Origin of the sequence: Nocardia transvalensis NBRC 15921 (assembly GCF_000308875.1) — a bacterium.
Taxonomy (GTDB): Bacteria; Actinomycetota; Actinomycetes; order Mycobacteriales; family Mycobacteriaceae; genus Nocardia; species Nocardia transvalensis.
Window position 1 is genome coordinate 12614 of the sequence record NZ_BAGL01000077.1, and the last position, 16240, is coordinate 28853.

The 16240-nt window shown below is 69.5% G+C and carries 4 protein-coding genes; 2 read left to right on the forward strand and 2 right to left on the reverse strand.

Features of this window, described 5'->3' with window-relative positions:
• The first annotated feature begins 57 nt into the window (after positions 1-57).
• The gene (gene glnA, locus ON41_RS27415) at positions 58-1494 is read left to right on the forward strand and encodes a type I glutamate--ammonia ligase (RefSeq protein ID WP_040750734.1); all 1437 of its coding nucleotides are present in this window, start codon (positions 58-60) and stop codon (positions 1492-1494) included.
• Between the two features lie 524 nt (positions 1495-2018).
• On the forward strand, positions 2019-2963 hold the full coding sequence (locus tag ON41_RS27420; RefSeq protein ID WP_083905682.1) for a tyrosine-protein phosphatase: 945 nt from the start codon (positions 2019-2021) through the stop codon (positions 2961-2963).
• A gap of 197 nt (positions 2964-3160) precedes the next feature.
• On the opposite strand, the gene ON41_RS27425 is transcribed toward ON41_RS27420, so the two are convergent.
• Positions 3161-4084 carry an aldo/keto reductase gene (locus ON41_RS27425; protein WP_040750735.1) on the reverse strand — a complete coding sequence of 308 codons (924 nt, stop codon included), beginning with the start codon at positions 4082-4084 and terminating at the stop codon, positions 3161-3163.
• A gap of 28 nt (positions 4085-4112) precedes the next feature.
• A partial coding sequence (locus ON41_RS27430; protein ID WP_157185641.1) for a non-ribosomal peptide synthetase occupies positions 4113-16240 on the reverse strand: 12128 nt, incomplete at its 5' end.

The following is a 16240-nucleotide window of genomic DNA, read 5'->3' on the forward strand; positions in this document are numbered from 1 at the left end:
CATCGACGACCCCCAGCAATCGGCACAGGCTGGGAACCGATCCGTAAGGAGTACCAAGTGGCGTTCAGCACGGCCGACGAGATCATCAAGTACATCAAGGAGGAGGAGGTCGAGTACGTCGACGTCCGGTTCACCGACCTCCCGGGTGTGCAGCAGCACTTCTCGATCCCGGCGAAAGCGTTCACCGCCGACCTGGCCGAAGAGGGCCTGGCGTTCGACGGATCGTCCGTACGCGGTTTCCAGTCGATCGACGAGTCGGACATGCTGCTGCTGCCGGACTTCAGCACCGCGCGCCTCGACCCGTTCCGCACCGCCAAGACGCTGAACCTCAACCACTTCGTGCACGACCCGTTCACCCGCGAGTCCTACAGCCGCGACCCCCGCAACGTCGCGCGCAAGGCCGAGGAGTACCTGCGCAGCACCGGCATCGCCGACACCGCGTTCTTCGGCGCCGAGGCGGAGTTCTACATCTTCGACTCCATCCGCTACGACTCGGCGATGAACGGCTCCTTCTACGAGATCGAGTCGGTCTCCGGCTCCTGGAACACCGGCGCCGAGTTCAACCCGGACGGCTCCCTCAACCGCGGCTACAAGGTCCGCAACAAGGGCGGCTACTTCCCCGTCGCGCCGTACGACCACTACGTCGACCTGCGCGACAAGATCTCGACCAACCTGCAGAACGCCGGTTTCGAGCTGGAGCGCGGCCACCACGAGGTCGGCACCGCCGGCCAGGCCGAGATCAACTACAAGTTCAACACCCTGCTGTCGGCCGCCGACGACCTGCAGCTGTTCAAGTACATCGTGAAGAACACGGCGTGGGCCGAGGGCAAGACCGTCACCTTCATGCCGAAGCCGCTGTTCGGTGACAACGGCTCGGGCATGCACGCGCACCAGTCGCTGTGGAAGGACGGCAAGCCGCTGTTCCACGACGAGGCCGGTTACGGCGGTCTGTCGGATCTGGCGCGGCACTACATCGCGGGCATCCTGCACCACGCGCCGTCGCTGCTGGCGTTCACCAACCCGACGATCAACTCGTACCACCGCCTGGTGCCCGGCTACGAGGCCCCGATCAACCTGGTGTACTCGCAGCGCAACCGTTCCGCGGCCGTGCGTATCCCGGTGACGGGCAACAACCCGAAGGCCAAGCGCATCGAGTTCCGCGCGCCGGACTCCTCGGGCAACCCGTACCTGGCCTTCGCCGCCATGATGATGGCCGGCCTGGACGGCATCAAGCGCAAGCTCGAGCCGCTGGCCCCCGTCGACAAGGACCTCTACGAGCTCCCGCCGGAGGAGGCCAAGAACATCCCGCAGGCCCCCACCAGCCTGGAGTCGGTCATCAACCGGCTCGAGGAGGACCACGAGTACCTCACCGAGGGCAACGTCTTCACCGAGGACCTCATCGAGACCTGGATCTCCCTCAAGCGCGACGGCGAGATCGCGCCGGTCAACCTGCGCCCGCACCCCTACGAGTTCGAGCTGTACTACGACGTGTAAGTCGCTGTACCGCAAGAGTTCTCACGAAGCCCCGGCCGAAATGGCCGGGGCTTCGGCCTTTTCGGGGCGTCAGTCGCAGACCGGAGCCCGTACCCGTCGCTCCCCCGTTGTGGCCGACCCAGGAACCGATGCGCCCCAGACCCCCACGACTCTCCGGGGCCCGAACCGTCGCGTCGGCGGGCATCTCCGTGTCGCGCAGGTCGTGATCGGCGACGACCGCGTTGATCACGTCGGGCAGCGAGCGGCTGCCCGGTGACCTTTTCGAGCACGAGGCCGAGAAGGAAGTACTCCGCGTTCGAGTACACCGTGCGGGTGCGGGTCGCCAGCAGCGCGACAGCGAACGCCACGGCATGTCGCCGGCGTCGGACCATAGATCCTCCCGTGTTCGACCCGCGCACGGGACCCGTTCGAAGGGTAATCGAATCCCGGTGAGTGCTCATCCAGTCCCGGCAGATGAGGAAACAGCGGCGGGTTGAAGGCGAAACACACCGGAGCCGTGACGGACGGTCCTACTGTCGCCCGCCATGAAGACATCCCTCGTTTCCACGATCGGCACAGCCGTTGCGGCACTGGTGATTACCGCCGGGCCGGTGCTCGCCGACCCCTCCCCGACGACCGGCCCCTCGGCCCCGCCCGCTGTCTCGGCAACCGATGATTCGCCCTCGGACGAACGATCGGCCGCACCCGCCGGGCGCATCGAACTGCAAGGCGCGGTGAATGTCCGTGATATCGGCGGATATCGGACCTACGACGGCAAAACGGTGAAGGCAGGCAAGGCGATTCGCGCCGATTCGCTGGAGAAGCTGACCGATGCCGATGTGCGGAAGCTGGGTTCGCTGAACCTGCGGTCCGCCGTCGATCTGCGCACACCCGGTGAGGTGCAGTTCTCCGGCCCCGACAAGTTACCCGGCGGCGTGACCTCGGTCGCGCGGCCGGTCGACGACACCGGCCTGTTCCTGCAGATGATGCAGGTGATCCAGTCGAAGGACCCGCAGCAGCAGGAGGAACTGCTGGGCAACGGCGGCGCCGAGCGCATCATGCAGAACGTCTACCGCAGCTTCCTCACCGACGACTCCCGAGCGAAGTTCGGCCAGACGGTGAAGGACCTCGCCGCCGGCGGCAAGCCCCTGCTGTACCACTGCACCTCGGGTAAGGACCGCACCGGCTGGCTCACCTACGTGGTCCTGCGTGCCGTCGGAGTACCGGAAGCGACTGCGCGCCAGGACTATCTACTCTCCAACCGATACCGCGCCGCCGCCGACGCCAAGCTCCGCGAGCAGGTAAAGCAGGCGGGCCTCATGCAGAACCCCGACCTGCTGATCCCGTTGCAGGAGGTGCGGTCCGAGTACCTGGACACGTCCGTGCGGGAAGTGGAGGAGACGTACGGGGACTTCGGGAAGTTCCTGACTCAGGGGTTGGGGGTGGACCCGGGGACGCTTGTGGCTCTGCGTAAGAATCTGGTCGGGTAAGTGGATCCCGTCCCCCCACCCTAGAGGCCGGGGGGACGGGAAATGAGTGGTGAGGCCGGGTCCGAAAACGAGAGGCGCGGCTGGGCGCGAAAGTGAGGGCTGCGGCCGGAAACCCCCAGGCACGCAGCCTCACCTCTTGTTTCCGGCGTGCTTTCGGCCGGAAACCACCAGCGAAATGTGCTCGTAGGCAGTGCTTTTCAGCGACCCAGTTTCGGGAGGCGGAAGCGGGGACCCTTGGCGGAGGACTTCGGCTTGCTTACGCCTGAGAGGGCCTCGTATTCCTCGTCGGTGAGGGTGATGGTCGCGGCGGCGATGTTCTCCTCGACGTGGGCTACCTGGGAGGTGCCGGGGATGGGGAGGGTGACCGGGGAGCGGCGGAGCAGCCAGGCCAGGGCGAGCTGGGAGGGGGTGGCGTCGTCGCGCGTGAACTTGTCCAGCGGGCCGCCGGGCTTGGCGAGATCGCCGGTGGCCATGGGGAACCACGGGATGAAGGCGATGTCGTTGGCGGCGGCGTACTCCAGTACGTCCTCGGCCGAGCGGTCGGCGAGATTGTAGAGGTTCTGCACCGACGCGATCGTCGCGAGCTTGCGTGCCTCGGCGAGCTGGGCGACCGTCACCTGGGACAACCCGATGTGCCGGATCTTGCCCTCCTTCTGCAACGCCGCCAGCTCCCCGATCTGATCGGCGAGCGGGACCTTGGCGTCGATGCGATGCAGCTGGAACAGGTCGATGCGCTCGACGCCGAGGTGGCGCAGGCTCAATTCGAGCTGCTGGCGCAGGTATTCGGGCCGCCCGAGCGAGATCCACTCACCGGGCTTGGTCCGCGCCAGCCCGGCCTTGGTCGCGATGACCAGGTCGTCGGCGTACGGGTGCAGCGCCTTGCGGATGAGCGTCTCGCTGACGAAAGGACCATAGGAGTCCGCGGTGTCGATGAAGGTGACACCCAGCTCGACGGCGCGGCGCAGCACCCGGATCGCCTCGTCCGGATCCTTCGGTTCGCCCCACACACCGGGACCGGTGATCTGCATCGCGCCGTAGCCGAGGCGATGCACCGGCAGATCGCCTCCCAGGGCGAACGTGCCGGAGGCGGCGGCAGGACGGGACTCGGCTTCGGTGGTCATAAATTCCTTTCCGACAAGGGTTTTCGGATCACTCGGCATTCGCGGCGTCGTCACCACCGGGGGCCGGGAAGAAGCCCACGTCGATGAACGACCTGACATACGCGTCCAGTGCGGCGGCATCGACCGGCGGGCACTGGATTCCGTGGCCGGCGAGCGCCGCGCGCGTGCGGGTGTCGTCGACGGGGACGGAGGTGCCGCCGTAGTTGCCGCTGACCAGCACGGCCCGCACCAGCGAATCGTCACCGGCCGCGTCGCGCTCGGCGGCCTCGGCGGCCAGCCGGCCCGCGATCTCCTCGATCGGGGCGACCGCCACGGGAATCCCGTTGCGGCGCAACGATCCGAAGATGTCGCCGATCGCCACCGACTCCGCGGTGACCAGGTGGTAGGCCGTCCCGTCCGCCGGTCCGGCGGACAGCGCCACCAGGGCCTGCACGACATAGTTGACCGGAACCAGCGGCATGGCCGCGTCACCGGTGTCGGGAGCCAGCCCGAGGACGGCGGCGGCGCGGATCATATTCCAGAACGAGTCGTCGACGCTGTTGACGCCGAGCCGGGTATCGCCGCTCACCAGGCCGGGCCGGTAGATGTTCACCGGGACCCCGCGCTCGCCGGCCTGCCGGACCAGTTGCTCGGCAACCCATTTGCTCGCGACGTACCCGTTCTGGGCGACGTCGCGGACATCGAGCCGATCGTCCTCGCGGCCGACGAAATCCGGACCGGGCGCGGACGGCACCACGGCATTGACCGTGGAGACGAAGTGCACCGGCTTGATCCGGCTCAGCGTCGCCAGCCGCAGTACCTCGCGGGTGCCCGACACATTGGCGGCCCGCAGCCGGCCGTAGGGCTCGATGTGGTTGACGCGAGCGCCGTTGTGGTAGATCGCCTCGACCCGATCAGCCAGCCGCGCGTACTGCGCCTCGTCGAGCCCGAACCGGGGCTGCGCGAGATCGCCCGGTACGGCGATGATCCGGGGACCGGTGGCCTCGTCCCAGATCCGGTAGTTCTCCAGCGCTTCGCGAATCCGTTTGTGCGCCTGCTCCTCGTCGTCCGCGCGCACCAGGCACCACACCCGCGCCTCGGTACTCGTCAGCAGTTCGCGCAGCAGATGCGCGCCGACGAATCCGGTTGCGCCGGTGAGCAGGACGTCCCGCGGAGCGCCCGAGCGAGCGGGCGCGGCGGCCGCACCGTCGATCTCGAGTTCCAGGACGGCGTCGGCGGCGAGCGTCGCGAAGTCGACGGGCGCCGCGACGACCTGTTCCTCCGGATTGTCGATGCGGGCGGCGAGCGCGCGCACCGTGGGAGCCGTGAACACCGCAGCCATCGGCACATCGACGGCGAGCCGGGCGGTCAGCCCGCGCTGGAGGGTGAACGCCAGCAGCGAGGTGCCGCCGAGTTCGAAGAACTCGTCCTCGGCGCCCACCCGTTCCACGCCGAGCACCTCGCCGAAGACCTCCGCCACGATCCGCTCGGTGGCGGTCTCCGGCGCGACGTACTCCCGCGTGCGGAAGACCGGCCGCGGCAACGCCTTTCGGTCCAGCTTGCCGCTGTCGTTCATGGGCAGGGCGTCCAGCGGCATGATCGCCGACGGAACCATGTACGACGGCAGCATCTGCGTCAGCGATTCGCGCAGCGCGTCCACCGAGACGTCCCCCGGCACCACATAGGCGGCCAGCTGATCGCCGGTCTCCGACGACGCCAGCACCACCACGGCCTGTGCTACCGACGACTCGGCCAGCAGCGCGGCCTCGATCTCGCCGAGTTCGATGCGATGACCGCGGATCTTGGCCTGGAAATCGCTGCGGCCCAGGTATTCCAGCGCACCGTCGGCGCGGCGGCGCACCAGGTCGCCGGTGCGGTACATGCGCTCGCCGGGCGGGCCGTACGGGTCGGCGACGAACCGGTCCGAGGTCAGATCGGGGCGGCGAAGATAGCCGCGCGCCAACTGGCTGCCCGCCAAATACAATTCGCCGACGACTCCGGCGGGCGCGAGGTGCAGCCGGGAATCGAGCACATAGGTGCGCGTATTCCATTGCGCCACACCGATCGGCACCGTGGCGCGGTCGTCGGTCGAGGCCTGCCGGTAGGTCACCGACACCGCGGCCTCGGTCGGACCGTACAGGTTGTGCAGTCCGGCGGCGGACAGGGCGGCGAATTCGGCGACCGTACCGGGCGGCAATGCCTCGCCGATGACGAAAACGTCACGCAGCGTGGCCAATTGGTCCGGCCGCGCAGCGGTCAGGAACACCTGGAGCACGGACGGCACGAAGTCGGTGAGCGTGACCCGGTGGGTCGCGATCAGCTCCGCGATATAGCCCGGATCGCGCTGCCCGCCCGGCGCGGCGAGGACCAGCCGGGCCCCCGCCCACAGCGGGGCGAAGAAGCCCCACAGCGAGACGTCGAACGTGGTCGCCGTCTTCTGCAGATAGATGTCGCCGGGCCCGAACCCGTAGTGCGCCACCATCCATTCGATCTGGTTGGTGATCGCGCCGTGCGACACCATGACGCCCTTGGGCCTACCGGTCGAGCCCGAGGTGAACAGCACATAGGCGGGGTGGTCGGGCCGAGGCGGGGTACGCAGTTCGCCCGGCTCGACAGGAGTCTCCGAGTACTCCGACAGGTCGAGGGAGTCGAGGTCGACGACCTGGATGCCGAGGCCGTCGTCGGCCGCCACGGGCAGTTCGTTCCCTCCGGCCACCACGGACGACCCGGTTTCCCCAGCCGCCACAGGGAGCGTGCTTCCTACGACCGCCTCTGGCAAGTCGTGACCCCCGGCCGTCAAAACACAAGCGGGAGTGGCCGTTTCCAGCACGTAGGCGATGCGTCCGGCCGGATGCTCGAGGTCGAGCGGCAGGTAGGCACCGCCCGCGGCGAGCACCGCGTACATCGCCACCACCAGCTCCGGCGAGCGCGGCATCGCCAGCGCCACCACTGATTCCGCGCCGATCCCCTGCGCGATCAGGTAGCGCGCGAGACGATTCACCCGCTCGTCGAATTCCCGGTAGGTCCAGGATGTTTCGCCGGAGACGAGCGCGACGGCGTCCGGCGACGCGGCGGCGGCACGACGGTATCCCGACAGCAGGAATTCGCCCGGCACCGGATGCGCGGTCTCGGCGGCGTCCGCCAGCAGCCGTGGGCGTTCGTCCGCGCCGAGCAGATCGATATCCCCGACCCGCACGCCCGGATCGGCCGCGATCGCCGCGAGCAGGCGCGTGAACCGGTCCACGAAGCCCTGGACGGTGTCGTGCTCGAACATATCCGTGGCGTAGGTGACGATGCCGCCGATTCCGGCGGGCGCGCCCGTCTCGTCGTAGGCGTCGCCGACGTACCAGTGCAGGTCGAACTGCGACACCTCGATGCCGATGTCCAGGCCGGCCACCGACAGTTCGGGCAGTTCGAATTCGACCCGGCCCAGGTTCTGGAACGACATCGACACCTGGAACAGCGGATGCCGCGCCGTCGACCGCACCGGATTCAGCGCGTCGACCAGGCGCTCGAACGGCACGTCGGCATTGGCGAACGCCTGGATGTCGGTCTCGCGCTGGCGGGCCAGCAGCTCGCGGAAGCTCGCGCCGCCGTCGTAGCGGGTGCGGAACACCAGCGAGTTGATGAACATGCCGATCAGGTCGTCGAGGGCGGCATTGCCGCGCCCGGCCACCGGACCGCCGATGGCGATGTCGTCGGTCCCCGACAGCCGCGCCAGCAGGACCGCCAGGGCGGTGTGCACGACCATGAACAGCGTCGCGCCCTCGGCGCGCGCCACCTCGGCGAGGGCGCGGTGGGTGTCGGCGTCGATCAGGACCGGCACCTTGCTGCCGGCGACGGACCGCACCAGCGGACGCGGCCGGTCCGACGGCAGGTCCAGCTGATCCGGCAGGCCCGCCAGCGCTTCGCGCCAGTACGAGATCTGTTCGGAGACCAGCGATTCCGGATCTTCCTCGGTGCCGAGCACCGACCGCTGCCAGATGCTGTAGTCGGCGTACTGCACCGGCAACGGGGCCCACTCGGGGGCCTGCCCGGCGCCGCGGGCCACGTAGGCGGTCATCAGATCGCGCGCCAGCGGGCCCATCGAGGAGCCGTCGGCGGCGATGTGGTGCACCACCATCGCCAGCACGTAGTCGGGGCGGCCCGCCTCGTCCACGCCGAGGTCGAACAGCGCGACCCGTACCGGCACGTCGGAGGTGAGGTCGAAGACCGTCTTCGCCAGGGCGATGAGTTCGCCCGGGATGTCGGCGAGCGCCACCGCTCGCCGGTCCAGCTGCGGAACCGCCTGTGCCGCAGGAAGAATGACCTGAATCGCGGCTTCGCTTCCTGAACTGTCCGCCGGGTACACCGTGCGCAGGATCTCGTGGCGGGCGACCAGGTCGGCGATCGCCGCCTGCAGCGCCTCGACGTCCAGGGTGCCGGTGAGCCGTACCGCCAGCGGCACGTTGTAGGCGGCCGAGGCGGTGTCGAGCCGGTTGAGCAGCCACAGGCCCTGCTGCGCCAGCGACAACGGAATCCGTTCCGGCCGCGGGCCCGCGACCAGCTCCGGCCGGTCGTCCACGGCCGACTGCTCGCTCAGCGCCACGGCCAGCGCGGCCACCGTCGGCGCCTCGAACAGCAGCCGGACCGGTACCCGGCGGTTCAGCGCGGCGCCCAGCCGTGCCATCAGCCGGGTCGCGATCAGCGAGTTGCCGCCGAGTTCGAAGAAGTCGTCGTCGGCGCCGACCGGCGTCGCGGGTCCGAGCAGATCGGTGAATACGCCCGCGACCAGCTCCTCGAGTTCCCCGGACGGTGCCCGGAACTCGCGGGTGTGCAGGACGGGCGCGGGCAGTGCGGCGCGGTCGAGCTTGCCGACCGGGGTCAGCGGGATCTCGTCGAGCACCATGATCGTGGTCGGCACCATGTGCGCGGGCAGCCGCGTCTCGGCCAGCGTGGTCAGCTCGTCCGCGTCCGCCTCGGCGCCCGGCACGGCGTGTACGTACGACGCGAGAATCGTTGCCCCACTGGGGAGTTGGTGGCCGACCGTGACCGCGAAGTCGATGTTCTCGTGCCCGGCCAGGACGGCGTCGATCTCGCCCAGTTCGATCCGGAAGCCGCGGATCTTGACCTGGAAGTCGTTGCGGCCCAGGTATTCCACCGATCCGTCACCGGTTCGGCGTACCAGGTCGCCGGTCCGGTAGAGCCGGCCACCGGCGGGGCCGAAGGGATCGGCGACGAATCGGGCCGCGGTCAGGCCGGGACGCTCGTGGTAGCCGCGCGCCAGCTGCGCGCCGGTGATGTACAGCTCCCCGACGGCCCGCTCCGGCACCGACCGTAGCCGCTCGTCCAGCACGTACTCGGTGATCGCGCGGATCGGGCCGCCGATCGTGACGGTCTCGCCCGGTACCAGCGGGTCGCTGATATTGGTCATGATCGTCGTCTCGGTGGGCCCGTACCCGTTGTACAGCTCGCGGGTACGACGCCCGGCGATGGGAATCACCCACCGCTGCACCAGATCCGGCGGGCACGCCTCGCCACCGGCGATCACCACCCGCAGCTTGTCCAAACCCTCGGGATCCACCGACGCCAGCGCGGACGGGGTGATGAACGCGTGCGTCACCCGCTCCCGCCGCAGCAACGCCGCCAGTTCCGCACCGCCGTAGACGGTCGGCGCGGCCACCACCAGAGTGCCGGCACCACCGATCGCCAGCAGCAGCTCCAGGACCGAGGCGTCGAACGACGGCGACGCGAAATGCAGGGCGCGGGAACTGCTCGTCACCCGATACCGCTCACGCTGCTCGGCACAGAAACTCGCCAACCCCGCCTGGGTGACGACCACGCCCTTGGGCTTACCGGTCGACCCGGAGGTGTAGATGACATACGCGGCGTGCGTCTTGCGCAGCGGGCGCAGACGATCCGCATCCGTCACCGGATCGGCCGAGTACCCCTCGAGCCGCTCGTCGATCTCCTCCGCGTCGATGTCCACCCACGGCACCTCGCCGGGCAGGTCGGCACGCACGTCGGAGACCGTAAGGCCCAGCACCGCATGCGAATCCGCGAGCATGTGCGCTACTCGCTCGGTGGGGTACCGGGGATCGACCGGGACGAATCCCGCGCCGGTCTTGGCGACCGCCCACACCGCGAGCACCGACTTCACCGACCGCGGAATGCCGACCGCCACGAAGTCCTCGGGACCGACGCCACGCTCGATCAGCAGGCGCGCCAACCGATTCGAGCGCTCGTCGAGGTCGACATACTCCACCTCGTCCAGCCGCTCGGAGGCATCCGCCAGGATCACCGCGACACCGTCGGGATTCTCGTCCACGGCATCGGCCAGCAGCTGCGGCAGCAGCACCACCTCGTCCTGCCCGGCCTCGTCCTGCTCGACCGGTTCCGGCGCGGCCGGGGCCGGGGCCGTCAGCGCTCGATCCTGTTCCGCCACACCGGCACTGCCGATATCGCCTACGGCGGCACTCGGATCAGCGGCGGCCGCCGCGAGGATGCGACCGAACCCGTCGGCCAGCGCCTCCATGGTCGCGGCGTCGAAAACATCGGTCGCGTAGGTGAATCCGGCGACCAGCTCCGCCGGCGTGCCGTCGTCACCGTAGTGCGGTTCGACGGTTACCAGCAGATCGAACTTCGCCACCGTCTCACCGGTGTCCAGCGCAGCCACCGTCAGCCCTGGCAGCTCGAGTTCGGCCTGCTCCATGTTCTGCAGTGCCAGCACCACCTGGAACAACGCGTCACCGGCCACGGTGGACTGAGTGGCCTCGACCACCCGCTCGAACGGCAGATCCGCGTGCGCGAACGCCGACAGATCGGTCTCCCGCGCCCGTTCGACCAGCGCCGCGAACGAGGCACCACGATCGACCTCGACACGCAGGGTCAGCGTGTTGACGAACATGCCGACCAGATCGTCCAGTGCGGCCGCGCCCCGGCCCGCGATCGGGGTACCGATCGCGATATCCGACCCACCCGACTGCCGCGCCAGCAACGCCGCCAACGCGGCGTGCACGACCATGAACAGCGACGAATTGTGTTCGCGCGCCAGCGTGGCGAGCCCGGCATGTGCCTGCGCGGGGACGACGGTACTCACCAGCGCGCCGCGCCCGGACGGATGCGCGGGACGCGGGCGATCCAGCGGCAGCCGCGCCGCCCCGGAGATACCGGCCAGCTGAGCGCGCCAGAACGCCAACTGCTGAGCCGCGACCGAGGTCTCGTCGCTGTCGACGCCGATCACCTCCCGCTGCCACAACGCGAAATCGGCGTACTGCACCGCCAACGGAGTCCAACCCGGCGCGACACCCGCCTGCCGCGCCACATACGCCGTCACCAGATCACGCGCCAGCGGAGCCAAAGAAGCGCCGTCGGCCGAAATATGGTGCACCACAACGACGAGCAGATGCTCACCGGCATCGGCATCGGAGAACAACCGCGCCCGAATAGGCGCATCCGCGATGACGTCGAAACCCTCCGACATCAACCCGGCGACCCGGTCACGATCCTCGACCGTCGCCGCCTCGACCACGAGCCCGTCGGGCAACGCCTCGCTCACCGGCAAGATCTCCTGATACGGGTCACCACCGAAGCCGTTCATCGGGAAACGCGTCCGCAGCGACTCGTGCCGTTCCAGCACATCCAGCACGGCCTGCTGCAACGCGGGCACGTCCAGCGTGCCGGTCAGCCGGATCGCGAACGGCAAGTTGTAGGAAGAAGATTCGGGATCGATCTGATTGAGCACCCACATGCGACGCTGCGCCAGCGACAACGGCACGATCTCCGGCCGCACTGCCCGCACCAAGGGCGCGCGTGCGGAATCCCCGGAGCCCGGCACGATCCCCGCCGCCAGATCCGCGACCCGAGGGGTATCGAACAGGGCCCGCACCGACACGCGCGCATCGAGCGCAGCGCTCAACCGCGCGACCACCTGCGTGGCAACCAGCGAGTTTCCGCCCAGCCCGAAGAAGTCGTCGTCGGCCCCCACCCGCTCCACTCCGAGCACGTCGGCGAACACACCCGCCACGATCTCCTCGACCGGAGTCGACGGTGCCCGGAACTCACGGGCGGCCAGGGCGGGGCGCGGCAGGGCGCGACGGTCCAGCTTCCCGGTACTGCCGAGCGGGAATTCGGCCAGCTCCATCACGGTCGACGGGACCATATACGCGGGCAGCGCCTCCGCGAGGGCCGCGCGTAGCGGATCCGCCTCGAGCCGCGCGCCGGGGGCGGGCACCGCATAGGCCACCAGCTGATCGCCGAGTTCCGTCGGAACCACCAGCACCGCCGCCTGATTCACCGACGGCTGCGCCAGCAGCGCCGCCTCGATCTCCCCCAATTCGATGCGCTGACCACGCAACTTCACCTGGAAGTCGGTACGGCCCAAGTACTTCAGCACACCCGGAGCGCTCCAGGCGACCAGGTCACCGGTCCGGTACATCCGCTCGCTCTTACCGAACGGATTGGCCACGAACCGCTCCGAGGTCAGATCGGGACGGCCCAGATAGCTGCGCGCCAGCTGATCACCGGCGATGTACAGCTCGCCGGTGACCCCGGCGGGAACCGGGCGTAGGCGGGAATCCAGCACGTAGAGGCGGCTGTTCCAGATCGGCGAGCCGATCGGCAGGCCGCCCTGCTCGTCGCCGGTGGCGAGCCAGGCGGTGACGGCCACCGCGGTCTCGGTCGGCCCGTACACATTGAGCACCGACGCGTCGCAGATCGACCGCACCGCGGCCACGGTCTCCGCGGGCAGCAGTTCGCCGCCGGAGATGATGTGCCGCAGCGTCGGAACCGCGCCCGGGGGCGTATGCGCGGCGAAGACCGCGAGCATCGACGGAACGAAGTCCGTCACCGTGACCCGCTGCGCCGCAATGGTTTCCGCGATGTAGGCGACATCGCGATGCCCGTCCGGGGCGGCCATCACCAGCCGTGCGCCCAGCCGCAGCGGAATGAAGTAGCCCCAGATCGAGTCGAACGTGAAGGCGGCCTTCTGCAGATACACGTCGTCGGCGCGCAGCGGATGGCTGCCCTGCATCCACGCGAGGTGATTGCCGATCGCCCGGCGCGAGACCGCGACGCCCTTGGGCCGCCCGGTCGAACCGGAGGTGAACAGCACGTACGCCAGGCTGTCCGGACGCACCGGCCGCACGAGTTCGCCCGCGTTCACGGGGTTTCCGGACAATGCGTCCAGCTCCGCGGTGTCGATGGCGACGACCCGCACACCGTCCGGAACCGGTACGGCGTCGGCGGTCGTCGTCAGCACGCAGACCGGCCGGGCCGTGTCCAGCACGTGCTCGACGCGCTCGGCCGGGTGGTCCGGGTCCACGGGCAGGTAGGCGCCGCCCGTGGTCAGCACCGCGTACATGCCGACCACCAGGTCCAGCGAGCGCCGCACGGCGATGCCGACCAGCGAATCCGCGCCCACGCCCTGCGAGATCAGCAGGCGGGCAAGGCGATTGACCCGCTCGTCGAGTTCCCGGTAGGTCAGCTCGGCGCCCTCGTAGGTCACCGCGACGCGATCGGGATGCGCGGCGACGGCACGCCGGTAGCCCGCCAGCAGCGGTTCGTGTTCGACCTCGTGACCGGTGTCGTTCCAGTCCAGCAGGATTCGATCCCGCTCGGTGTCACCCAGCATGATGTCGATATCGCCGACCAGCGATTCGGAGTCCCCGGCCAGCGCCTCGATCGCCAGAACCAGCCGGGCGACAAGCGTTTCCAGCTCGTCGGCGGCGAACCGGCTGCGCAGGTACTTCAGCGTCAGCTCGATCGTCGACTCGGCGGTCACCAGCAGTGTCAGCGGGTAGTGCGAATCGTCCTGTACGCCGATGCCGGTCACCGAGATGCCGTCGATCGCGCTGGCCGCGCCGATCGCCACCTTGTCGATCGGATACGACTCGAACACCAGCAGCGTGTCGAAAACCGCACCGGCACCGGCGATCCGCTGAATATCGGTGAGACCGACGTAGTGATGGTCGAGCAGTTCGACCTGCTCGGCCTGCAACCGCCGCAGCAACTCACCGACCGTCGCCCGATCATCCACGCCGACCCGCACCGGCAGCGTATTGATGAACAGGCCCACCATCGACTCCACACCCGGCAGATCCGCCGGACGACCGGACACCGTCGCCCCGAAGACCACATCCGTGCGACCGGTCAGCCGACCGAGCAGGATGCCCCACGCCGCCTGCACAACCGTGTTGACGGTGACACCCAACTCCGCCGCCCGCGCCGCGATGCGCGCGGTCCGCTCGGCATCGATTTCGACGACGAACCTGCCGGTCTCGTAGGTCTCGGCCGTCCGAGGCGGCGGTGCGAGCAACGTCGGCTCCGTCGCGCCCGCCAGCGCGCGGTCCCATGCCCGCAGCGACGCGTCGCGGTCGCGGCTCGCCAGCCACCGCAGGAAGGTCCGGTACGACTCGACCCGCGGCAGCGCGGACGGGTCGCCGGCGGTGGCGTACAGCACCAGCAGATCCCGCATGAGCAGCGGCATGGACCAGCCGTCGAGCAGGATGTGGTGGGTGGTCATCACCAGGTGCCACTGGTCGGATGCCGTGCGGTACAGGGTGAATCGCATCAGCGGCGGCGCCGCGAAGTCCAGCCGGTCCGCGCGATCGGCCGCGATCAGCCGCTGCAGTTCCGGAAGTCGTTGCGATTCGGGCAGATCCGTCAGATCGACCGCGTACCAGGGCGCCTCGAGGTGATCGACCACCACCTGCACCGGCCGCCCGTCGGCGGCGTTGACGAACGCGGTGCGCAGATTCGGATAGCGATCGATGACCGCCTGCGCCGCCGCGCGCAGCCGCCCCTCCTCGACCGTCCCGGCCAGGTCGACGCGGGCCTGGATGGCGTAGGCGTCGACGGTCGTCTCCGCCATCTGCGCGTGGAACAGCAGGCCGGACTGCAACGGCGAGAGCGGCCAGACGTCCGACAGCGCCGGATAGTCGCGCTCCCACACCTCGATATCGGACTGGCCGGGCCGCAGCAGCGGCAGATCCGACGGCGTCAGGCCGCCCGCGTCCGGACGCCGCGCGTACCGCGCCAGCTCGGTCAGCGCCGCGACCCACAGGTCCGCGAGTTCCCGGACCCGCTCCCGGGACAGCACCCCGGTCGGGAACGCGAACGACGCGCCCAGCGCCGGGCCGTCGCCGCCGTCGGTGACGATCGCGTTGATATCGATCGCCCCGTTCGCGGGCATATCCGCGTCCATCGGCGCAGTCATATCGCCCAGATCGGACACCGGGGCCCAGCCCAGTTCGGCGATCTCCTCGCCGCCCGCCGTCCCGGCGGAGATGCGGCCCAGGTAGTTGAAGGTGATCTGACCGGCGTCCGGCAGCTCCCCGGCGGTCTCGGGGTTCAGGTGGCGCAGCAGGCCGTAACCCAGACCCTTGTCCGGGACCGCCAGCAGTTGCTCCTTCACCGCCTTCACCACATCGTTCAGCTCCGCCCCGCCGCCGAACGCCGCGTCCAGATCGGCGCCCGCGAGGTCCAGCCGGACCGGATAGGCGCTGGTGAACCAGCCCACGGTGCGGGACAGGTCCGCGCCCGGGACGACATCCTCCTCGCGGCCGTGGCCCTCGAGTTTCACCAGCGTCGCGCCGCCGGTGGTGTCGCCGCGCCACTTGCTCACCGCCAGGGCGAGCGCGGCGAGCAGGCCGTCGTTGACGCCGCCGCGGTAGGTGGCGGGGATGGCGGTCAGCACTGCCTCGGTCACCTCCGGCGACAGGGCGACCTCGACCTGATCCAGCGTCCCGAAGGTGTCGACCGCGGGATCCAGCGCGCGGGCGCCGAGCACGGGATCGGGGGTCTGCGAAACCTGTTGCCAGAACGGTAGTTCCGCCAGCCGCGCGGCGTCGCCTGCCCGCTCGTGCAACGCGTGCGCCCACCGCCGGTAGGACGTCCCGTTCGCCGGCAGCGAGACCGGCGTACCGCCGACGACCTGTAGCCACGCCGTCGCCATATCCGGAATCACGATCCGCCAGGACACACCGTCGATCACGAAGTGGTGGGCGACGACGAGCAGGACGTCCCGGCGGCGGACGTCGGTGCCGTCCTGTTCCGGGAACGCGAACCAGACGAACTGCACCATGGCCGCGCCCGCCGGATCGAGCCGGCCCAGGGCCGCATCGTATTCCGCGCTCGCGCGCCGCGACAGGGCGGCGTCGTCGATATCGCCCGGCAGGTCGACGCGATGGATGAGCGCGT